The following is a 21,749-nucleotide window of genomic DNA, read 5'->3' on the forward strand; positions in this document are numbered from 1 at the left end:
AACGTATTCTGGAAAACATATTCTGTGCGAGTGATAAACGTGCTATCTTCAAGATTTCTTTATATAATCAATTGGAGTAAGATCTGGCTTCTATTGCGTCGTACAACTGACTTTAGTGAGAAAGGAATCGTTAAGTATGAAGGTTACTGTTAAGGATATTGCTCGCACGGCTGGAGTTTCCCAGTCAACTGTTTCCAAGGTGCTCAATAATTATGCACAAGTAAAGGAATCAACAAGAAAGAAAGTGCTGAAGGCTGTGGAAGAACTTGGGTTTGTCCCGGATCTTGTAGCAAGAAGCCTAGTGATGAATAGAACAGGGACAATAGGTCTTATCGTCGGTGATATTGCCAATCCATTCTTCTCTGAAACAGCAAAGGTCATTATTGCCGAAGCGAGAAAAAGCGGAATCGATGTGATCCTAAGCGACACAGATTATCGGTCTGAGCTGATGGAAATGGCTGTAAAAAATATGTTAGCGAGAAGAGTGGACGGAATTTTGATTTCTGCAGTCGATCGAAAGGATACATTTACAACTGATTTATATAAGAAAGGGTATCCCCTTGTACTATTTAACCGCCATCCAGATAGCGACTTAGTGAATTACATTGTATTGGATAACGGGAAAGGCTCAAGATTGGCTGTAAATCACTTGGTCCAGTTAGGTCATCGAAGAATATCCTTCATTTCGGGACCGTTACAATTTTCGACTTTTCATCACAGGTATTTGGGTTATAAAAACGCGATACAGGAACACAACATTCCGTACATTGAGGAGTTTGTCTTTGATGGGGATCCTTCCTATGAAAGTATAAACGATTACTTGAAGGAATTATTAAATAAGGATGAGAAACCAACGGCATTCTTTGCTGCGACCGACCAACTTGCCATTCACGTCATGGATGCGTTAGCTAGAATGGGCTTTAATGTTCCGTTAGATTTTTCAGTGATCGGGTTTGATAATATTGACATCTCTTCAAACCCACATATTAATTTAACGACGGTTTCCCAAAATAAAAAAGAGATGGCTAAATTAGCCTTGGAGAAACTTCTGGCTCTGATTGATGAAGGTGAAATACCTGAACAGCCCATCCATATCACGCTGGAACCAAAATTGATTATCCGAAAAACAGTGGGGGTCAATTATGAGCAGTTTCACTATGAAACGCCTCGGGGTGAAATCAGTCTTTCTGAAGGATAGTAATCAAATTATGTAAATCGGAGGTTCTTGCGGTGAACACCAGGGATATTCATTCTATGTTTAATCTTAGCGATAAGGTCGCGGTCATAACTGGAGCTAGTAAAGGGATCGGAAGAGAAATTTCCTTATTACTGGCTGATGCTGGAGTAGACGTAGTGATCATTGCTAGAAATCGGACAGAGCTTGAGGAGGTCGCGGCAGAAATTAAGGAAAAAGGGCGAAGAGTGTTGATCATCCCCTTAGACATTACACGAACGGAAGATGTTGAATTGGCCGTCGAACAAATAATTCAATATTATGGTGCTATCGATATTCTTGTCAATAACGCCGGTATTAACATTCCCAAACCAGCTGTTGAGGTAACGGAATCTGACTGGGATCGAGTGATGGATCTTAATTTAAGAAGCGCTTTCTTCGTCAGCCAAGCGGTTGGCCGGCAAATGATCAAACAAAAACGGGGGAAAATCATCCATATTTCATCACAGATGGCTTTTGTGGGGTATTATGATCGGGCTGCTTACTGTTCAAGTAAAGGAGGGCTCACTCAAATGATGAAGGCCTTAGCGATTGAGTGGGCACCCTATCAAGTGAATGTGAACGCCATTGCTCCCACATTCATCGAAACACAGATGACAAAAAATATGTTTGAAAAAGAAGAATTTCGAAGAGATGTGTTAAGCAGAATCCCGATGGGAAGGCTTGCCAAGCCTGAGGATTTATTTGGGGCGATTCTGTTCCTTGCCTCTGGCACATCGGATATGGTAACGGGACAAACCATTGTCGTAGACGGTGGTTGGACGGTTTGGTAATTTAGTAGATTAGTAGAGTTCTATCACTGAAGAATTTCTAAACTATATTTTTTTGAAGAAAGCAGAATACGTATTACACCAACGGAATACGATTTCAGACAAAAGCTGTCACAGATTAGGGGAGAAGAAGAGGATGCAGACTTTATTTCAAGATTTTAGAATGCCCAGTAACCTTCGGTTTGGTGTAGGTGCGTTGGCCACATTACCGGAAGAAGTGAAACAATGGGGTGCTACAAAAATTGGGTTGGTCAGTGATCGGGGCTTGGAGAAGGCGGGGCTTGTTGGCCGGGTTGTGGAATTGCTTGGGTCGCTTTCCATCCCCATTGTGACCTTTACAGAAATAGCAGGTGAACCGACCTTCCGTTTAGTCGAGCAGGCTGTAAACCACTTTAAAAGAGAGCAGTGCGATTTGGTTATTGGAATTGGCGGGGGCAGTGCGTTAGATGTGGCCAAAACGACAGCCTCTTTATTAGATAAGAGTGACTTGGATCCCTATTTAAGAAGAAATGAGAAAATTGAAATCAGAAAGATCCCATGTATACTTCTCCCGACCACATCGGGGACGGGGTCTGAAGTTACGATGAATGCTATCTTTGGAGATGAAGAACAAGAATTGAAGCGCGGGATTGTGAGTCCTGTTCTTTTGCCTGATCTAGCGATTATTGATCCTGAACTTACGTTATCCTGCCCGCCGCGGGTGACCGCTTCATCCGGGATCGATGCCTTTACACATGCGATCGAATCTTATATTTCAGTCCGGGCCACACCATTAACCAAAATTTATGCTGAGAAAGCCATGAAGCAGTTTCCCCATCATATTACTAAAGCTGTTCACCATGGCGCGAATCTAGAGGCGAGGACGGGGATGTGTTGGGTAAGTACGCTAGCTGGGGTTACCCTGGCAAATGCCGGTGTCGGTGCTGTACATGCTCTTGCCTATCCGTTGGGTGGAAAGTTTCATATTGAACATGGGATCGCCAATGCACTCTTGATGCCTTATGTGTTTCAGGTTATTGGAACGACCTGCATCCAGGAGATGGTCGATGTAGCTGCTTTCTTGCAATTAGGAGACTATCACCAAAAACCAAGTGAAGCGCTAAATGCCGTAGTTGACTATTTCTACCAATTACTTAAACAATTAGATCTTCCTTCTTCCTTGGCTCAATTGGAAGTAGATGAACAATCACTGCCGGTTCTTGCAAATCAGGCATCCAAGATTGATCGGCTTTTAAACAATACCCCCTATTATTTAAACGAAAGAAAGATTTTACAGATTTATCAAAAGGCGTTTCGGGGAGAACTTTAATTACGTAGGAGGAGAGTAACGATGAAAAAGAGATTATTCATTGGCGGTGAGTGGGTAGAGGGTAGTTCTTACTATGATTTAAAATCACCGTATAACGGAGAACTTCTTGCACAAATTCCTTTAGCTACAACAAGTGAGGTGAAAGCAGCCCTAGACCAGGCGGAAAAAGCATTCCAAGTGATTCGCCAGATGACGTCCCTCGAGCGGGCGACGATTTTGGAGAAGGCTTCCCAACTTTTTCAAGACCGTTTAGAGGAATGTGCCCAAATTTTGGCAAAGGAAAATGCCAAGCCAATTAAAACAGCTCGAACGGAAATTAGTCGAACCATTGAAACTTACAAGTTTGCAGCGGAAGAAGCGAAACGAATTCATGGGGAAACCATTCCGATGGATGCCGCGATCAACGGAAAAGACCGATTTGCCTTCACGATTCGTGAGCCTCTGGGTATTATTGCAGCGATAACCCCGTTTAATTTCCCATTTAATCTGGTTGCACATAAACTGGGGCCTGCCATTGCGGTTGGGAATTCCGTAGTGCTAAAGCCAGCGAATCAAACTCCGCTAAGTGCTTTGATGACGGCAGAGATTTTTGCGGAAGCAGGCCTTCCTGCAGGGGGACTAAATGTGGTCACCGGAAGAGGCAGCGAAATTGGCGATGTATTAATTGGGGACTCTCGTGTGAAGATGATTACTTTCACCGGAAGTGTTGAAGTTGGACTGGGGATTAGGGAAAAGGCGGGCCTGAAAAAGGTGACATTGGAGTTAGGGTCGAATTCAGCCGTCATTGTTGACAGTGTGAATGATTTGGATGAGGTAGCCGCGCGTTGTGTGGAGGGATCCTTCGCCTTCTCTGGCCAAGTCTGTATCTCTGTCCAGCGAATCTATGTCAATCGCCAATTGTATGATTCTTTCTTAGAACATTTTATAGAGAAGACAAAATCCCTTGTCATCGGTGATCCCCAAGACGAAGGCACGAATTTATCGGCAATGATCTCGCCTGCCGAAGCGGAGCGTGTAGAAAATTGGTTGAACGAAGCCCGAAATTCCACCGCGAACATTGTCTACGGGGGAAATAGAGAAGGTGGAATTCTTCATCCGACAGTTATCACGGAAGTGAAGCCTACCATGGCTATTAGCTGCAAAGAGGCTTTTGCCCCGATTGTGTCGATTGTTCCTTATGATTCCTTTGACCAGGCTATTGAATATGTGAATGATTCAGACTATGGCCTTCAAGCGGGGGTATACACCACTTCCATCGGTCAAGCCTTTGACGCCATTCGAAAAATTGAGGTCGGCGGAGTCATTATCAATGATATTCCGTCATTTAGAGTGGATCAGATGCCATATGGGGGGGTGAAAAATTCCGGAACCGGCCGTGAGGGTGTGAAATATTCCGTAGAGGAAATGACAGAATTAAAATTGGTGTCTTTTAAACTGTAAAGGAAGTCGGTCTAAAGGATTATCTATATTATGGAAAGCTCATTTTACAAGATTGAATGGATGAAAGAAGGTGTAACGTGAAAAAGGTTATTTATATTCCCCAAGATATCATAGATGATGCAAAAGATTTTCTAATCCAACGTGGCTATCTATTGAAATTTGGGACAGGGATGGATCAGGCTACATTAATAGCAGAAGCCGAAGAATGTGACGCGATATTGGTAAGAACGGCAGAAATTAGTGAACAAGTCATAACAGCTGCAAAACAATTGAAGATTATTGCCAAGCATGGTGTGGGTTTGGACAATATTGATGTCCAAGCGGCCACTGCAAGGGGGATCACGGTTACAAATGCCCCCTTGGCCAACGCCAATTCCGTAGCAGAGCATGTCATGGCGCTAATCCTAGGACTTTCTAAAAATCTTCGAGCCACGGACCAAGAATTGAGAAAAGGAAACTTTGAAATTCGTAATCAATTAATAGGGATGGATCTTGAAGGGAAGATCCTCGGTATAGCGGGTCTTGGCCGAATTGGCCGCTTGGTGGCAAAGAAAGCCTCTGCAGGATTCGGGATGAAGGTGATAGGATATGATCCTTATATGAAATCATCCTTTCCATCTGAAGTAGAAAAAGTGGACCATTGGGAGCAGTTATTTAGGGCCTCTGATATTGTCAGTCTTCACCTCCCTCTTTCCAAAGAAACCAAAGGAATTGTGGGATGGCAAGAATTCTCCTGGATGAAACCGTCCGCTTTGTTTATTAATGCCTCCCGAGGTGAAGTCGTTCGTGAGGAAGATTTGGTAGAGGCGTTAAGAAGCGGACAAATCAAAGGGGCCGGCCTTGATGTATTTGAAGTGGAACCTCCGTTAGATGACAATCCATTGTTTGCTTTAGAAAATGTGCTAGTAACCCCCCATAATGCGGCTTTAACAGAACAAGGCAGAAGAAAAATGGCCTTCCACGCCGCCATGGAGATCGATCGGGTGTTATCCGGGGAACAACCGGAATGGCCAGTAAATCATCCTTTAAACCGGTAGAAGGGAGTGAACGAAATGACTACAAAATTCACGAAAGACTTTTTTGCTGCATTAATATTCCTTGTACTCGGTGTTCTTATGTTTACGGAATCTTATAAAATTAAACAGCTTTCGTTTGGGATTGAGATTGGATCCGATTTTGTCCCCAAATTGATTGCGATCGGTATTATGGGAATGAGTCTTATACTTCTGATTCAAAATGCAAGGAAAAAAGGATTAGCCAAACAGGCTCAAGCAACTGAGAAGCAACAAGAAGATAAGGGCATGAAAGTATCTTTTTATGGAACGATTGGACTTCTCACTATTTATGTGACATTGCTAGAGAAAATAGGTTTTGTTCCCATGACGATGTTGTATTTATTTATTCAAATGAACCTTTTGAAAAGTTCGTCTAAGAAGAACCAGTTCCTTATTGCCGGTTTATCCATAATATGTACCCTACTAGTCTATTATCTATTTAAAAATATCTTATATTTAATGCTGCCTGAAGGGATTTTAGGATAGGAGGGTTTTTTATGACAGATATGATGTTAACTGGATTTATGGAGATTTTAAACATTAAATCCATTATATTAATTTCTTTGGGTGTGGGTGTGGGCTTGATTTTTGGGGCTATTCCCGGTCTTTCGGCAACGATGGCTATTGCCCTTTGCTTACCAGTGACATTTGGGATGACCCCGATTGATGGGATGGCATTGTTAATGGGTCTATACATTGGTGGGGTATCCGGCGGGTTGGTGCCTGCCATCTTAATGAATTTACCAGGAACACCGGCCTCTATCGCAACCACTTTTGATGGATATCCGATGACCAAGAAGGGTGAGGCGGGAAAGGCTTTAGGGCTAGGAATTGTCAGTTCTTTTCTAGGTGGGTTATTCAGTATTTTGGTATTGATCTTTATTTCACCCCCTTTGGCATCTATTGCCTTGAAGTTCGGACCCTATGAATACTTTGCCATTGCGATCTTTTCTTTAACGATGATTTCCAGTCTTTCTGGAGATTCCATGCCAAAAGGTGTACTTAGTGGGTTACTCGGCATGGCATTAGCGGTAATCGGGGCATCACCAATTGATGGCAATACACGGTTTACCTTTGGAATAACATCCCTTGACGGGGGCTTCAATCTCCTTGCGCTTCTGATCGGATTATTCGCCGTATCCGAAATTATTAGCGCAACAAAAGAAAAGAATCAAATCAACAGTCAAAACGTGGATGGTCCTAAAATCAAAGGCTTCGGTTTTTCTCTAAAAGAATTACTCGCACAAAAATGGAACCTGCTTCGTTCTAGTCTGATAGGAACAGGAATTGGTATTCTTCCCGGAATCGGTGGAGGGACTTCCAATCTGATATCGTATATTGTGGCAAAAAACCAATCCAAGAATCCAGAAAATTACGGGAAAGGGGATCCTTCAGGGGTCGTTGCATCGGAAACATCCAATAATGCATCCATTGGTGGTGCATTGGTGCCCCTTGTTACCCTTGGGATTCCGGGAGACACGGTGACTGCGCTGCTGATCGGGGGATTGATCCTTCATGGATTAACACCCGGCCCTACCTTATTCACTCAAAGTGGGGATGTGGTGTATGCCATCTTTGCTTCATTGCTGATCGCTAATGTGTTTATGATGGTCTTTTACTATATGGGCATTCGATGGTTTGTTCGTGTTCTAAGTGTCCCCAAATATATTTTGCTTCCTATTATCGTCGTCCTTTGTGCGGTAGGGGCTTACGGTCTAAATAATCGTGTTTTTGATATTGTAGCTATGTTGTTTTTCGGGGTGATGGGCTATATCCTCCAAAAGTATAAATTCCCGCTTACTCCGATTATTTTAGGTTTTATTCTTTGCCCGATCGCTGAAACCAATTTATTAAGAGGGTTAATGTATTCCAAAGGAAGTTTCATGCCTTTCGTTACAGAGCCCATCGCGGCAGCTTTCTTATTAGCCACGGTGCTTTCCGTTGTGTTTACCATTCGCAAAAATAGGAAGAAGAAAAAAGCACAAAAAAACATGACCGAAGAGACAATGGCTGGATAAAAACTATGATCGGAAAGGTGATAGGAAAAAATGAAAAGATATAACGCGGAAAAGTTAAAGCAATTGATCATTGATTCTTTTATGGCGGCCGGTTTGGACCAAGAACAAGCCGAAATTACGGGACAACATTTGATTTTTGCTGATCAACACGGGGTAGACACCCATGGGATTTTGCGGCTTCCCATCTATATTAAGCGTATTCAAGAAGGTTTAATCAATAAAACCCCGAACCTGGAGTGGTCAAATGAAACAAATAGTTCTGCCGTCCTTGATGCGGATAACGGGATGGGACATTATATTACACATTTGGCCATGCAAAAAGCGATAGAGAAAGCCAAGCAGCATACGATTAGTTTTATTACGGTTAAAAATGGAAATCACTTTGGGGCCTTAGCTTCCTATACCAAAATGGCGGCAAAACAAAAGATGATTGGTTTCATCACAACAAATACAGCTCCATTAATGGCACCTACAGGTGGTGCGGAGCGTGTTCTTGGCAATAACCCGCTTTCCTTTGCTGTTCCAAGAAAAAATGAACCACCTGTTGTCTTGGATATGGCCTGCAGTAATGTTGCGGGCGGAAAATTAGTGTTGGCAAGTAAGAAAGGCGAGTCGATTCCTCTTGGATGGGCGTTAGATCGGGAAGGCAGACCGACCACAGATCCATTTGAGGGATTTGAAAATGGCGGGGTGTTGTTGCCGATTGGGGGGCACAAAGGCTATGGTCTATCGCTAATCATGGATATCTTGACAGGTGTGCTTTCAGGCTCGAACTACGGGAAAAATGTCAACCGATTGTATGACACAAGTAAAGTGACTGGAATCGGGTATTCCATGATGGTCTTAAATATTGAAAGCTTCCTTCCTATGGATATATTCGAAGATCGATTAGAAGATTTATTGCATATGGTGGAGAATTCGAAAAAGGCGATGGATGTTGAGCGAATTTATCTTCCCGGGCAAATGGAAGAAAAGATTATTAGGGAGCGTCTTGAGCAAGGTGTACCGCTTCCCGATAAATTACATGCAGAGTTACTAGAATTAAGCAGTGAACTTGGGTTGGATAAAGGTCAATATGGCCTTTAAACATAAAAATAAAAATGGGAGGGTCAATCTATGAAAAAATTTACGTCCATGTTGTTTAGTTCTTTATTAGCAGTGTCCTTAATCGCTACCGGTTGTTCCCAACAACCACAGCCAACTGCAACCCCTAGCGGGAATGGTGAGAATCAGCAAAAGGAAACACCAGTAGACAAGCCAGTCGATTATCCGAAAAAGCCTATTCAATTAGTCATTCCTTTTGCTCCTGGCGGGGATACTGACTTGAATGCACGGGTGTTGGCCAAACATCTTGAGAAGGAGTTAGGACAGCCTGTTGTAGTTTCCAATGTAACAGGTGCAGGGGGATCTGTAGCTACACAAAAGGTAAAGGACTCTAAAGCAGATGGCTATACCGTTTTGTTCCATCATAACACCATGCTTTTGAATAATGTCCTAGGGGTAAGCCCGCTTAGCTTTAAAGATTTCGAAAGTGCCGGTATTGCAATGATGGACCTAACCAACACCTATACGGTGAGCAGTAAATCCAAGTATCACACCTTACAAGATTTTATCGACGAAGCTAAGAAAAGACCGAATGAACTGAATGTAGCCTCAGCGATTGCCAACTTTAGCCAATTAACATTTTTGGCATTCCAAAAAGAAACGGGGACGGAATTTAATATTATCGATGTCGGGGGAGGAAATGACCAAAAAACAGCTTTACTTGCAGACCGTGTCGATTTGATCTATGGAACCTATTCTTTAGTTAAACCACATGTAGATTCAGGTGAATTCAGAGTATTAGGCTTCATGAGTGAGGAGAGAAATCCTGAGTTGCCTGATATTCCAACCTTTAAAGAGCAGGGAGTAAATTTAGTTTACGATAAGTTCTTCTTCCTTTCCTTCCCAAAGGATACACCAAAGGAGATCATAGGGAAGTTTAGCCAGGCCATGGAAAAGGTAAGCAATAGCAAGGAATATCAAGATGATCTTAAAAAACTATATGTGACACCAAAGTATATGCCTCCCGCCGATGCTGTTACCTACTTAGAGAATGTACAGAAAGAATATGAAAAGTTTAAAACAGATATGGAAAAACCAGTAGAAAAAGTAAATCCTTAAAATTGAAGACAAAAGGAGAATTCTACAGATGGTTAAAAATAGGGTAAAAGAGAAGATCAAGCAGGGAGAGAAGGTTCTAGGGTGCTTCCTTAATATTTATTCACCTGCTTTGGTGGAACTGATGGGGTATGCGGGATTTGATTTTATTGTTATTGATAACGAGCATGGCGGATTTTCAGATAGTGAGCTGGAAAATCTAATCCGTGCAGCTGAATGTGTGGACATTGTTCCCATTATTCGAATTGCTTATGATCCTTCCAGTATTCAGAAAGCCTTGGACCGCGGTGCACGTGGAATTCAAGTTCCGATGGTCAATACGAAGGAAGACGCGGAGAGAATTGTTAAATTGGCGAAGTATCCGCCTTTCGGTACACGTGGTGCGGCATTTTCCATTCGACCCGCGAAATATGGAAGAATATCAGGTGAACAATTCTTAGATCATGAAGATGAAAACACGATGATCATCGTTCATATTGAAACACCGGAGGCCGCAAGGAATTTCGAGGAAATTATTCAAGTCCCTGGAATTGATGTCGCATTCATCGGCCCGACTGATTTATCTGTCAATATGGGATATAAAAAGGAAGGTTCAAAACATCCGGATGTTCAGAAAACAATACAAGAAATTTACGATCAGGCCAAAAAGATGAATTTCCCTGTAGGAACCATCGCACCTATTCAAAAAGACATTAACCGGGCGATCGAACAAGGGAACAGCTATGTTGTAGGGGTAGGGAGCTCCATCTTCTTATCTACCTTTGATAATTATGTTGGGGAATGGGAAAAACATAAAATCTAATCTGATGAAGCTATAAAAAGGCGACCCCAGGACTTCTTATGTTCTTGGGGTACTTTTTTAGGACTACATAGGAGGGTGAAATGTCATGACAGAAAGATTATCAAAAGACACTTTGCTAAAGCTAAGACGATACAATAGCCCGACCATCTACAATGGTTGGGAGCAAATTACGAAACAAGATGTGACCAAAGGGAACTTTAATCTTGATGAAGTCAAAGACTTTATGCCCCAGTTAGGTCCCATGGTCGGTTATGCGGTCACGCTCGTGATTGAACCTAGCAATATCGAACATAAAAAGCATAAAGTGGAAAGATTGAGAGAATATCGCAAATATATAGCAAGTGTCCCAGGTCCAAAGATTGTCGTAGTGAAAGACCTGGACAAAGTTCATGTGGGTTCCTTCTGGGGAGAAGTCAATGCGACCATTCACCGGTCGTTAGGATGTGTGGGCACTATTGTTGATGGGGCCGTCCGGGATGTAGATGAAATGGCTCAGGCGGGTTTGAAGGCACTTGCAAAAAGACTATGTGTTGGTCATGCTCACGTCACGCCAATCGATTGGAATTGTGAAGTCGAGGTGTTTGGCTGTAAGATTAAACCCGGGGAGCTGATTCATGCAGACCAGCATGGCTTTCTCACCATTCCACAGGAAGATGAGGGCAGACTGCTCGAGGCAGCAGAGTTTATGGATCAAAACGAAATGAATACAGTCATCCCATCCGCTTGGAATACAGCGGGCAAGTCAACAGAAGAGATCCTTGCAGAAATAGAACGCGGCGGTGAAAAATTCAGGTCCGCTATGCGTAGTAAATTCCAAAAGGATGGAGAATGGTAGTTAGGAGGGGGCGACCTAATCAAGGTCACCCTTTTTTCCATTCGAAGACGCAAGCCTCCTCGTGATGGCCTGCTTTTGGAGAACCTCCATGTTTTTTGTCTAGTCAATCAGCGCCATCACAAACTTATGGATATTTTTCATGAATCCCTCGACAGTAGCCCCTTTGGTAATGTCGTTCAGCCGTTTTTCCCATTGTCCGTAAGGGTAGGACTTGCTAAATATCCAATGCCTGATTTGCGGATGAGAGCAATTAAAGCCATCCCTTTCGGAGTTACATATAGATATTTCCCTTTCGTGGTTATGTACTCAGTAGCTTTTAGTTTTTCAATCATTCCAGCCCTTGTCGCAGGCGTGCCAATGCCATGTTCTTTCATCGCTTCGCGGGCTTCTTCATCCTCGACTTCCCGTCCTGCCAGTTGCATGGCTGCCACCAATGTCCCCTCAGTAAACAGTTTGGGAGGTGTCGTTTTTTTCTAGAATTTTAGTAACCCGACAAACTGGCTTGGACCAAGTGAAAAATTCTCGACGAGGGGATCTTCATCAGATTCCTCGGCATTAACCACCTTCCAGCCCGATTGGAGCAACGCTTTAACCGTCGTCTTAAAGGGTTCTCCTTTTACATCTACGAGAATAATATGAACCCTATACACCGCTGGAGGAAAAAAGTGAGCGAGAAATCGTTTGACGATAAGGTCATATAATTTTTCATCGTCTTTCGTTCCGAAGGTTCGGGGGATATTTTCCGTTGGCAGGATGGCATGGTGATCTTCAATTTTGTCTGGACGACAGATGTGTTTATTGTTGATATGAACATATTTTTTATCTCCTTTTGCTGTAAGCGGGGCATAGGTCGTCTTTTTGAGCAGATCGAAGGCCTGGTACATAAAAGGGATGTTTGTCTGATCCACATAATTGCTATTGGTTCTTGGATAACTGATGTTTTTTCTTTCATACAATTTTTGGGCTGTTTTTAGGGTTTTATCCGCAGTAAATCCGAATTTAGCATTGGCTTCTTTTTGCAGTAAATTCAAATCATAGAGTTTAGGCGGATTGTTCTTTTCCTCCTTTTTTTCATAGGAAGTTATTGTACCTATTTGTCCGGATACCATTTGAACAATGGTCTCTGCCTTGGAACGATCCTTCATCTGTGGGCCTTGCCAAATCCCTTTAAAGTCTTGTCCAACCTGGCTGAAAAGAACCTCTACTTCATAGAAATCCTCTTCCACAAAATGATCAATCTCTTGTTGGCGATCAGCGAGGATGGCTAGTGTTGGCGTTTGCACCCTCCCGACCGTAAACTTGTCATGGTGCTTGCAAGTGAAAACGCGGGTTCCGTTCAGGCCAATGATCCAATCTGCTTCAGCTCGAGAGCGTGCTGCTTGATACAGAGAGGAATAATCCCTCCCGTCTTTCATTTCAGCGAAGGCCTTACGAATCGCTTCCACCGTTAAACTAGATGTCCAAAGTCTTTTCACGGGCTTTTGAATCTGAAGAAATTCGAGAACGAATTGAAAAATGGCTTCTCCTTCTCTTCCGCTATCACATCCGTTAATAATCCATTCGCTAGATTTAGCCAGTTTTTTAATATAGGAAAGCTGTGCCTGCTTTCCTGGGATGGGAAGTAATTTCATTCTGGATGGCAAGATAGGGAGAGATGTTCAAGCTTCCATGACTTGTACTTGGGATCATAATGTTCGGGGTGGGCTAAAGCAACCAGATGTCCGAAACACCAGGTAATAACATAATCCTTTCCGTCGATTCCTTTGCCCTCGACCCTGGGATGTTCCTTTGTGGGGGTGAAAGTGGTCTGTTTTAAAATTGCTTGTGCAATGGCTTTTGAGGCGGAGGGTTTTTCTCCAATAATCAAAATGGCCAATATGCTAGCCTCCTTAACCTAGAATCCTTGTTTCCATTATTTAATCACACTTTTAATGTCAAGGGTTAGTCCTAATTTTTTGCGGTAGACCCTAAATACTAGAAACACCTCCTTTCAGTTATACATAAAATTTAGGAGCATATATTTTATTAAAATAAGGGGGTGTTGCTCACGTGTCTGCTGAGGATATTAGTACCTCTGTGTGAAGAAAAAAGATCACGACGAGAAAGTGTCGGGTCAACTTGCGTATATTAGCGATGTGAAGGTCAATTCGATGCTTTATGGTGTCTTGTATCGTTCGCCTGTCGCGTACGGAAAAGTAAGGTCTATCCAGTTGCCGGCATTACCTGCAGGGTATGAAAAGATTGGAGCAGAACATATCCCTGGGAATAATTTTGTAAAGTTATTACATAAGGATCAGCCCATTTTTGCCGATGAGTGGGTTCAGTATATTGGTGAACCGATGTTTATGTTGGTAGGGCCAGAGTTAGCCATTCTTTATCAATTAATAGATGAAGTGAAAGTGGATATCGAAGAACATCCAGCGATCTATACATCATCACCCACCGCATAGACATAGTTTTCTTCACTACCATATCCCGCATCCGAAATGATTGTTTCAGGCATGGGTAGGGAAGTGGAAGCTAGTTTTTCCATGTGCGGTATAAAACAACGTGTATCTGTTGGACGTTGATGGATCGTATAAAACAAGATAAACTGGTTCTCTGTCCCCATTTGCACGTTATACCCTGGCTTAAGTTGACCATTTTTCATATGATCTTCCTTCATACGCATAAAGGTTGCATCTTTGTCCGTTTTCGAATAGCTGTTACGGTCTCCAAAGATTTCGTTCTGTTCCTTGTATTTTGCTAGTCGGGGTATATAATTTTCTCGAATCAGCTTTAAAGGTTTCTTCCATTGACTACGTTCCCGGCGCTTCTCCTTACGAAGGGTTGTATCCGTTTCTTTTTCAATTTCCTCTGTTAGCGTTTCTACCTTTTCTTCGATTTCCCTAGCGACTGTTTCTAGATCCTGTTCAGCAATTTCTGCATTCTGCTCGAGTTCCATTTCTCCCGTTCCTTCCAATTGGGTTAATTCATGGATGTGCTGTAGGGTTTCTTGAATTTTTTCTTTTAATTTGGCCTCAAATTTCTCCGTTGACTTTTTCCATACGAAAGAATACTTATTGGCATTGGCTTCAATCTTGGTGCCATCCAAAAAGTAGTTTTCCATCGTTATGTATTTTTCTTCCATCAATTTCAGTATCATGGCTTCAAACAACTTATCCATCAATACTTTCATTCGTTCCCCACGGAACTCGTTTTGGTACGAAAATCTGGTTGTTCCATGGCTGCCAACCACATGGCTGGGATGTTTTCTCTTATTAGTTTTTCGATGCCCCGGCAGGAATAGACCTTTTGGGAATAACCAAACAGAATAATTTTAAGCATCATTTTAGGGTGAAAGGAACTTCGTCCTCCACCTTTATAATGAAAAAACAATTGTTCATCCGGTACTGCCTCCACCATTTCGTCAACTACACGTGCGACGTGATGTTCTGGAATGAGTGCTTCAATGTCAAAAATAACTTGGATTTGGCGGTTATCATACGGCTTGAAAGTAGGGGCTAATTGTCTTTTTAGGGGCTTCTTTTCATCTACATCTGGAAGAAGAGCCATTTGCATGTTATAATTTTCAGTAGTAATCTTCGGATTGCACATAAAAAATCGTCCTTTCTTAAAATGGTGGTGTGGTAACTTTCATTTTACTAGAAAAAAAAGTCAGTTACCCTGACTTTTTGGACAGCCCCTACTTCTTCTCATGATCATTACTTTTCAATTACAGCATTATGCTGGACCGTATCCGCCACATGACAAGCCATCATGGAAGGGAAATCTTCCTTCCCGCCAAATCCTCTGCCTGTAGCACTTTGGATCACCCTGACCCCGTCATCAGCACATGCCAAAGCGGTAATCAAGGCATCCTTCACATAATAAAGACATTGCATCGAACCTACTACAAGGATTTCATCTTCCTTATAAATCCCAAGCATGCCTTGGGGCTCCAAATAGACATGTTCTTGATACCCGGTCTCGTACTCTTCTTCAATCACTTGATGGGCATTCGTTTCGATAGATCGGATCACGTCCAGACTTTCACCAAATTCATGATGGGCAAATACTCCGGTTTGATCTTTTTGTTTGATCGCTTCTTCTAAGGAAAGAACCACGATTTGATTTTCTCATTCCTTATGGATCCTATCTGCAAGAACAGACCCGAAAATACAAAAAGGACATCAAAAACGCAAAAAAATGGACCTACCATGAGCAGGATGATTATTTTATTTGCCCGAATGGAAGAAAAGTGACGTTTAAAAAATACCAAAACAAAAAGAATCCGTCCGGTTATGAGCAAAGCTTTAAAATATACGAATGTGAAGATTGTACAGATTGCCCATTGAGGGCAAAATGCACGAAGGCAAAAGGAAATCGTCAAGTTCACTGGAATACCGTCTTTGAAGAAATGAAAGCGAAGGCAAAAACAGCCCTTGAATGTGAAGAAAAAGCCACGATCTACGCTCTGCGCAAAGTGGAGGTAGAAAGTGTGTTCGGACACATCAAGGGCAATCGGTCGTTCCGCAGATTTTCTCTTCGCGGACTCGACAAGGTGCATGTCGAATTTGGAATTGTGGCATTAGCCCACAACATCCTGAAGGTAGCAGGTATCCGCCAGCTAACTTCAGAGAAAAATCCAAAGAATACAAAATAAAAAACTTATTTAGTTAGAATAGAATCAAACCGATGGATAGTATTTTGCGTTAATATAAAGTAAGGAAAATACGAGGAGTGCCTTTATCATGCGAAACAAGAGTGATACAGAATTAATGCAACTGGTCATGGAAAAGAATCGCCCAGCATTAGAAGAATTATATGATCGCTATATTAAATTGGTCTATTCTTTCGCTATAAAATCAACTAAAGATGAACAGAAGGCAAGGGTCATCGTTCAAGCTGTCTTTACCCGCTTATGGACGACCGAGAAAGGCTATGATCCGGAGAGGGGCCAGTTTGTGAATTGGCTCCTGACCATCACCCGCAATATGGCGATCGATCATCTCCGGGCAGAAAAACGGAATCATTCCTTCGTTCCCATTGAACCTGAGCGTTGGGACCAGATTGCGGACCATCCAGAAAATAATCCTGCGAACGTAGTATCACGGAAGTTGCTCCGTGAACAGATTGAGAAGGCTTATCGGTATTTGTCAAGGAGCCAAGTAGAACTCATTCAATCCTTATATTGGGAAGGATATTCACTGAGTGAAATTGCCCAAATGAGAGAGGAACCCATCGGTACTATCAAGAGCCGTCTTCATCAAACACTTAAGATTCTACGAAACCACTTGGTATTAGAGATGGAGGAGTGAAAATGGGAACTTACGGAAATTGTTCACTATCTAATGAATTGGTTGCATATGTTATTGGAGACACAACAGAGGAAGAAAAACACTTCATTGAAAAACACCTTTTAAGGTGTTCCATTTGCCATCGGGAAGTGAATGAATTACGGGAGGCTTGGAATATGATTCCGTATGATTTGGAGGAAACAGAGGTACCCGTTGATCTCAAAGAAGAAGTTATGCTGGCAATTTTCCCTCCTGAAGAGGTGCCTAAGTCTGTTAGGAAATGGACATGGCTGAAGCGGTTCTCATTCTCGGGACTCTCACCTCATGGCTGGGTAACAGCCATTTTGATTGTTGCTCTGGTTGCATCTGTATGGAACAACCTGATCGTCCGCCAACAGTTAGTGGCCTTAGAATCGAAATCCGAGCATCCCGCCCAGATTCTTCAGGTATATTCCTTAAAATCAGCAAACCCGGGATCAGCTAACGGGAACGTTTGGCTTTTTGAGAAAGGAAATGCAAAAAAACTCGTTTTTCATCTGCAGGGGTTAGAAGCTACTAAAGGAAGTGAGGCTTATCAAGTATGGCTGATTCAGGAGGGGAAGAGGAGAAGTGCTGGTGTATTCCTCGTAGATCAGAATGGAACCGGTATATTAACCTACGATATGAAGGAAGAACAGTTGCCCTTTGATGCTATTGGTATAACTTTGGAGCCAGATTCTGAGGGAACTCAACCAAGGGGAAAAAAGGTGTTAGGCACGTAATCAAAGGGCTGTCTTAATGATTAAGACAGCCTCTTTTCGTTTACCCAGGCATTCGTATCATAGCCACGGACCTCCCAATACCCGATATGCTCCTCTTCGATTAATTCTATCGCCTGCAGCCATTTCACTGACTTATAGGCATACATCTTCGGAATGATTAATCTCACAGGCCCGCCAAGTTTCTGGGGGATAGGCTTTCCATCCATCAGGACTGCAACCATGACATCCTCCATTCGGGATTGCTCCAGGCTGAGGGAATCTGTGTACACTTTGTCACCTGAGTAAAACTTTACATATTTCGCACTCGGACCCTCTTTCGCCATTTCAAGAAGTTCTGACAGCGGAATCCCTTCCCAGGTAACTTTGTAGACCGACCAGCCTGTAACACAATGAAAATCACTGACTTGCACTTTTCTCGGCAAGCTTGAGAATTGCTCCCATGACCAGTGCTGTGGCTTGGCTACTAATCCGCCGATTTCAAACTTCCAATCATTCGACGTAAACGATGGAGGTGGGGTTACTGTGTATACCCGAAAATTCCCTTGTGCCCCTCCACCAATAGGCGGATTCGAATTGGCTTGGGGGATGGGGTGAGGGAACATATGATTCCCATCGGTTTTCATCACTTCTTGGATTGTTGAGCCGCCACCATCCAAAGCTCTTTTTAACCATCGATGAAAAGTCGGACCTAGTGCGAAAACCAAAATCAATCCGGTTACCCATTGCATCACCGTTCGCCTAGAAACAAGTGGCTTTTTTAAGGAAGATAGGATACTAGGATTGTTTGAATTATCCTCTAATGGGTCCTTTTCTTTTTCAAACCTCATTTTTTCCTTGGAAATCCACCGACTTCGGGTAATCGTATGAAATAAGACATAGGGAATTCCGACCCATGTCAGCAGATCATGCCAAAATAGTGCCGTTTGACTCCAACCCTTTGGAAGCTGTCGCTCAAGCCAAAGAACCAACCCGGAAATGGTCCATCCGACAATGAAAAACAAAACCAGCCACAAGTTCATATGCTGCGCCTTTTTTCCTGCCAATTGGTTAAGATGTTTCCCCATCATGGGTAAGTACAGGAGTAATAAAAGAATAGATCCTATACCAAGGACAATATGAACCTCCTTTAACACTACCCGCGCGAACGCAATCGTTCCGCGCAAGGACGGGATATACAAAACGATCCCTGTCACTGCTAGGAGCAGTATTGTCCAAGCATTCCACGCATGGAGCAGCTTCAGTTTCTTTCCAAACCCTTTTGTTAGCCATTTACGCCATTCCATCCGATTCCCCCTTTAGGAATATTCATCCTTTTAAAAAGGAACGAAGCAAATCCGCTTTCGGTTCGATCTAAAAATATTTTTCTTTTTATCAAACCGACTGTATCTTTCCATCGTTGCCTTAGTAAAAGCAAGAATTCCCAAAACCAATTTGAGGAGGAATAGTAAATGAAGAAAACGATGTCTACCTTTGTAACCGGCCTGTTATTATATGGAATGATTGGAGTAGGGGTTTCCAATGCACAAATCGCTACATCTGTTGGTGCTCCCACCGCTAATTTGGAAGTAGTTCTTGATGGGAAATTGATCGATTTTGTCAAAAAACCTGTTCTTATTCAAAACCATTTATTGGTCCCTTCTGAATCACTTTCAAAAGTACTGGGGGCAACGATCACCTATGATAATGTAAGCAAGACAATAAAGATAACAAAAGAACATAATACTTATATACTACCCATCGGCAGTAAAGCTGTTACGATTAACGGAGCCACTGTTCATTTAGAAACGCCTGCAGCACTGATCAACCAAGTACCCTACTTGCCTATTCGTTTTATTTCTGAAAACATGGGTGTTGAAGTTGAGCATAACCAAGAAACGCGCACAGTAGCTCTAAAAACCAATGATTCTCCTTCTTTTAATGTACTGTTTCCTAACCAAAACGAGATCCTATATACCAATCAAGTCAAGGTGTCAGTTGCCGCTTTTAATCATGAATTAACAGACTTCCGACAGCAAATGTTGCCAAAAGATGGGCAAGGACACATCCATCTCTGGCTAGATACGGATCCATCTAACCCTAAGCTAGCCTACAAAATGATCGATGGGGAACCCGCCGTGTTTGATAATATTGAACCCGGCCAACATACCTTGACGGTCCAATTGGTTGGAAACAATCATCAGGCAATTTCTCCTGAAGCCAAACAAGTTATCACATTTACTACCGCAGCAACTCCATCCTTAATAGTCAATGGACCTAAGGAGGGAGAAGTCATTTACGGAGACAAGGTAACCGTAAGCTCCGAACTGACCGGGTTCAAACTCTCTGATTTCCGCAAGAAGGGTAACGTAACCGCTGAAGAAGGCCATTTACACCTTTGGCTCGATACGGATGTGACTAACCCTAAGCTCGCCTATAAGCAAATCACTGGGGACCCTGTAACATTCGAAAATGTAGAGCCTGGAGATCATACCTTGACTGTTCAACTGGTGGGGGCCAATCATAAGCCTATTATTCCTGTAGTCAAGAAGGTGGTTCATTTTAAAACAGCAGCCAAACCACCTCAGAAATCAACTGGCAAAACAACTGCAAAGCAAACCAATTCAGAGAAAACCTACACGGTTAACATTGAATCGTTCGCATTCAAGCCAGGTTCATTGACGGTAGAAGTCGGGTCCACAGTCACTTTTAAAAACTTGGATGATGTCGATCATACGGTGACAGCCAAAGATGGATCTTTTGACAGCGGCAACATTGGCAAAGGTAAAACATATTCCATGATCTTCAAAAATGAAGGAGAATATAATATCTATTGCAAACCGCATAACTTCATGGTTGGAACGATAATAGTGAAATAAATATGAATAGTAGGTTAGAATATGAGGGACATTCAACGTCTCTTATATTCTGACTTAAAACAAGGATGGACCGGCGTTTGAATTTAGGAGATAGGAAAATTAAACCAAACCAACAATACACTGCCTACTTAAGGGTTTATTTAAGGAAATCTTTTTTAATAGATTAGGATTATAAAAAGACAATAGTATAAATAAAAGAGATAATCGAAAGAATAATGGAAGAAACAAACATAGAGATCAATGGTTTTAAACCCCTAGTTCTTAATGCTTGAGAGCTCACGTTGAGCCCTAGCCCAACCATTGCCGCTGTTAATAAAAAGGAACTAAATGTAGCGATGTAGTCCAGTAATACTTTTGGAATGGCTGCGTAGGTTCCAATTAAACTAGCCAAAACAAACCCTACAAGAAACCAAGGGAAGTCCACTTTTGCCGCCTTATTTTTATCCTTCCCCATCCAGTAAGCCAAAAGAAAACAGAGTGGAATAAGAAGCAAAACCCTGCCTAACTTTGCTAAGAGTGCGAAGGCTAGTGCATCTTCTCCAGCTGGTGCGGAAGCAGCAGCCACGTGCGCGATCTCATGAAGACTGGCACCTGACCAAACTCCGTATTGGATATCCGTTAAAGGCATAATAGGATACAATAAGGTATAAATAACGGTAAACACTGTCCCTATTAAAGCAATAATTCCTACACCTATTGCCGTATCTTCTTCTTTAGCCTTTATGATCGGAGAAACGGCTGCAATCGCTGCAGCACCACAGATACCAGTTCCAACGGCGAGTAATAAGGACAATGACTGACTTGCTTTTAGCCATTTGGCTATTAACATAGTGGCGGTAATTGCAAGGGTGATACTCAACACATCCTGAATAATAAGGCCTAGTCCCTGTTGAAGAATAACGTCAACATTTAATCTAAATCCAAAAAGAATAATTGCATATCTTAATAGTTTTTTTCCGGAATATTGAACCCCTTCTCGAATCGCTTCAGGGTACCCAAACACCTGTCGATAAATAATGGCCAGAAGGATTGCAGTAATCATCGAGCCCAGATGAATAATTAGAGGGATTTTTGCTAAGCCAATACCTAACAAAGCCATTACAAAAGTAAAAAGAATACCAGATAATCCTCTCCACCATCTGTCGCATTGTCCATGATTATTTTGCGAATGTATAGCCTTAGGGTATGTCTTCTGAAGTTGCATGCTTCATTCCACCTTTCGCTAGAATTT

22 protein-coding genes and 1 pseudogene are annotated in these 21,749 nt (G+C 42.4%); 16 read left to right on the forward strand and 7 right to left on the reverse strand.

The genetic code is table 11. The annotated features are described in order from the left end of the window. The first annotated feature begins 136 nt into the window (after window positions 1–136). The 11 genes from J2Z37_RS09350 to J2Z37_RS09400 all read left to right on the forward strand — a co-directional run bounded on the left by J2Z37_RS09350 (window position 137) and on the right by J2Z37_RS09400 (window position 11,623). Complete coding sequence (locus tag J2Z37_RS09350) at window positions 137–1,198, forward strand: LacI family DNA-binding transcriptional regulator (protein WP_209809990.1); 1,062 nt, start codon at window positions 137–139, stop codon at window positions 1,196–1,198. Window positions 1,199–1,230: 32 nt separating this feature from the next. Next, entirely contained in the window at window positions 1,231–2,007 is a 777-nt protein-coding gene (locus J2Z37_RS09355) for an SDR family NAD(P)-dependent oxidoreductase (protein ID WP_342453805.1), read from the forward strand. A 133-nt stretch (window positions 2,008–2,140) separates the two neighbouring features. Beyond that, window positions 2,141–3,313, forward strand: a complete 1,173-nt coding sequence (locus tag J2Z37_RS09360) for an iron-containing alcohol dehydrogenase (protein ID WP_209809991.1) — start codon at window positions 2,141–2,143, stop codon at window positions 3,311–3,313. A gap of 21 nt (window positions 3,314–3,334) precedes the next feature. Further along, window positions 3,335–4,753, forward strand: coding sequence for an aldehyde dehydrogenase family protein (locus J2Z37_RS09365; RefSeq protein ID WP_209809992.1), 1,419 nt, complete (start codon window positions 3,335–3,337; stop codon window positions 4,751–4,753). A 77-nt stretch (window positions 4,754–4,830) separates the two neighbouring features. Beyond that, window positions 4,831–5,790, forward strand: coding sequence for a hydroxyacid dehydrogenase (locus J2Z37_RS09370; RefSeq protein WP_209809993.1), 960 nt, complete (start codon window positions 4,831–4,833; stop codon window positions 5,788–5,790). A 15-nt stretch (window positions 5,791–5,805) separates the two neighbouring features. Further along, window positions 5,806–6,294 carry a tripartite tricarboxylate transporter TctB family protein gene (locus tag J2Z37_RS09375; RefSeq protein ID WP_209809994.1) on the forward strand — a complete coding sequence of 163 codons (489 nt, stop codon included), beginning with the start codon at window positions 5,806–5,808 and terminating at the stop codon, window positions 6,292–6,294. An 11-nt stretch (window positions 6,295–6,305) separates the two neighbouring features. Continuing rightward, a complete protein-coding gene (locus tag J2Z37_RS09380; protein WP_209809995.1) occupies window positions 6,306–7,826 on the forward strand; it encodes a tripartite tricarboxylate transporter permease in 1,521 nt (506 codons plus the stop codon). Window positions 7,827–7,856: 30 nt separating this feature from the next. Continuing rightward, a complete protein-coding gene (locus tag J2Z37_RS09385) occupies window positions 7,857–8,912 on the forward strand; it encodes an Ldh family oxidoreductase (protein ID WP_209809996.1) in 1,056 nt (351 codons plus the stop codon). Between the two features lie 30 nt (window positions 8,913–8,942). Continuing rightward, window positions 8,943–9,989, forward strand: a complete 1,047-nt coding sequence (locus J2Z37_RS09390) for a tripartite tricarboxylate transporter substrate binding protein (protein ID WP_209809997.1) — start codon at window positions 8,943–8,945, stop codon at window positions 9,987–9,989. A 28-nt stretch (window positions 9,990–10,017) separates the two neighbouring features. After that, window positions 10,018–10,788: an HpcH/HpaI aldolase family protein gene (locus tag J2Z37_RS09395; protein ID WP_209809998.1), complete on the forward strand. Its 771-nt coding sequence runs from the start codon at window positions 10,018–10,020 to the stop codon at window positions 10,786–10,788. Window positions 10,789–10,873: 85 nt separating this feature from the next. Continuing rightward, entirely contained in the window at window positions 10,874–11,623 is a 750-nt protein-coding gene (locus J2Z37_RS09400) for an RraA family protein (protein ID WP_209809999.1), read from the forward strand. Window positions 11,624–11,799: 176 nt separating this feature from the next. Here J2Z37_RS09400 and J2Z37_RS09410 read toward each other — a convergent pair. After that, a pseudogene (locus J2Z37_RS09410) lies at window positions 11,800–13,254 on the reverse strand (DNA topoisomerase). Next, window positions 13,251–13,499, reverse strand: coding sequence for a toprim domain-containing protein (locus J2Z37_RS09415; protein ID WP_209810002.1), 249 nt, complete (start codon window positions 13,497–13,499; stop codon window positions 13,251–13,253). Before J2Z37_RS09415 ends, J2Z37_RS09410 begins: the two are co-directional and overlap by 4 nt. A 202-nt stretch (window positions 13,500–13,701) precedes the next feature. Here J2Z37_RS09415 and J2Z37_RS09420 point away from each other — a divergent pair, with 202 nt between their 5' ends. After that, window positions 13,702–14,073: a xanthine dehydrogenase family protein molybdopterin-binding subunit gene (locus tag J2Z37_RS09420; RefSeq protein WP_209810003.1), complete on the forward strand. Its 372-nt coding sequence runs from the start codon at window positions 13,702–13,704 to the stop codon at window positions 14,071–14,073. On the opposite strand, the gene J2Z37_RS09425 is transcribed toward J2Z37_RS09420, so the two are convergent. The 3 genes from J2Z37_RS09425 to J2Z37_RS09435 all read right to left on the reverse strand — a co-directional run bounded on the left by J2Z37_RS09425 (window position 14,049) and on the right by J2Z37_RS09435 (window position 15,729). Next, window positions 14,049–14,801 (reverse strand): transposase, encoded by a 753-nt coding sequence (locus tag J2Z37_RS09425; RefSeq protein WP_209810004.1) that lies wholly within the window; start codon window positions 14,799–14,801, stop codon window positions 14,049–14,051. The genes J2Z37_RS09420 and J2Z37_RS09425 overlap by 25 nt on opposite strands. After that, window positions 14,798–15,220 (reverse strand): transposase, encoded by a 423-nt coding sequence (locus J2Z37_RS09430; protein WP_209810005.1) that lies wholly within the window; start codon window positions 15,218–15,220, stop codon window positions 14,798–14,800. The genes J2Z37_RS09425 and J2Z37_RS09430 overlap by 4 nt, the downstream gene beginning before the upstream one ends. Window positions 15,221–15,327: 107 nt before the next feature. Further along, window positions 15,328–15,729 (reverse strand): molybdopterin cofactor-binding domain-containing protein, encoded by a 402-nt coding sequence (locus tag J2Z37_RS09435; protein ID WP_342453806.1) that lies wholly within the window; start codon window positions 15,727–15,729, stop codon window positions 15,328–15,330. A 32-nt stretch (window positions 15,730–15,761) separates the two neighbouring features. On the opposite strand from J2Z37_RS09435, the gene J2Z37_RS09440 reads away from it, so the two are divergent. The 3 genes from J2Z37_RS09440 to J2Z37_RS09450 all read left to right on the forward strand — a co-directional run bounded on the left by J2Z37_RS09440 (window position 15,762) and on the right by J2Z37_RS09450 (window position 17,663). Continuing rightward, the gene (locus tag J2Z37_RS09440) at window positions 15,762–16,268 is read left to right on the forward strand and encodes a transposase (protein ID WP_245203714.1); all 507 of its coding nucleotides are present in this window, start codon (window positions 15,762–15,764) and stop codon (window positions 16,266–16,268) included. 88 nt (window positions 16,269–16,356) lie between these two features. Further along, complete coding sequence (locus J2Z37_RS09445; protein WP_209810006.1) at window positions 16,357–16,923, forward strand: sigma-70 family RNA polymerase sigma factor; 567 nt, start codon at window positions 16,357–16,359, stop codon at window positions 16,921–16,923. 2 nt (window positions 16,924–16,925) lie between these two features. Further along, window positions 16,926–17,663 carry an anti-sigma factor gene (locus J2Z37_RS09450; RefSeq protein ID WP_209810007.1) on the forward strand — a complete coding sequence of 246 codons (738 nt, stop codon included), beginning with the start codon at window positions 16,926–16,928 and terminating at the stop codon, window positions 17,661–17,663. Between the two features lie 20 nt (window positions 17,664–17,683). Here the strand turns inward: J2Z37_RS09450 and J2Z37_RS09455 are convergent, their stop codons facing one another. Further along, window positions 17,684–18,946, reverse strand: coding sequence for a molybdopterin-dependent oxidoreductase (locus J2Z37_RS09455; RefSeq protein ID WP_209810008.1), 1,263 nt, complete (start codon window positions 18,944–18,946; stop codon window positions 17,684–17,686). Window positions 18,947–19,111: 165 nt separating this feature from the next. Here J2Z37_RS09455 and J2Z37_RS09460 point away from each other — a divergent pair, with 165 nt between their 5' ends. Continuing rightward, complete coding sequence (locus tag J2Z37_RS09460) at window positions 19,112–20,518, forward strand: stalk domain-containing protein (RefSeq protein WP_209810009.1); 1,407 nt, start codon at window positions 19,112–19,114, stop codon at window positions 20,516–20,518. A gap of 169 nt (window positions 20,519–20,687) precedes the next feature. On the opposite strand, the gene J2Z37_RS09465 is transcribed toward J2Z37_RS09460, so the two are convergent. Further along, window positions 20,688–21,722, reverse strand: coding sequence for a YeiH family protein (locus J2Z37_RS09465; protein WP_209810010.1), 1,035 nt, complete (start codon window positions 21,720–21,722; stop codon window positions 20,688–20,690). Between the last annotated feature and the right edge of the window lie 27 nt (window positions 21,723–21,749).

It is taken from the genome of Ammoniphilus resinae, assembly GCF_017873965.1.
Classification (GTDB): domain Bacteria; phylum Bacillota; class Bacilli; order Aneurinibacillales; family RAOX-1; genus Ammoniphilus_A; species Ammoniphilus_A resinae.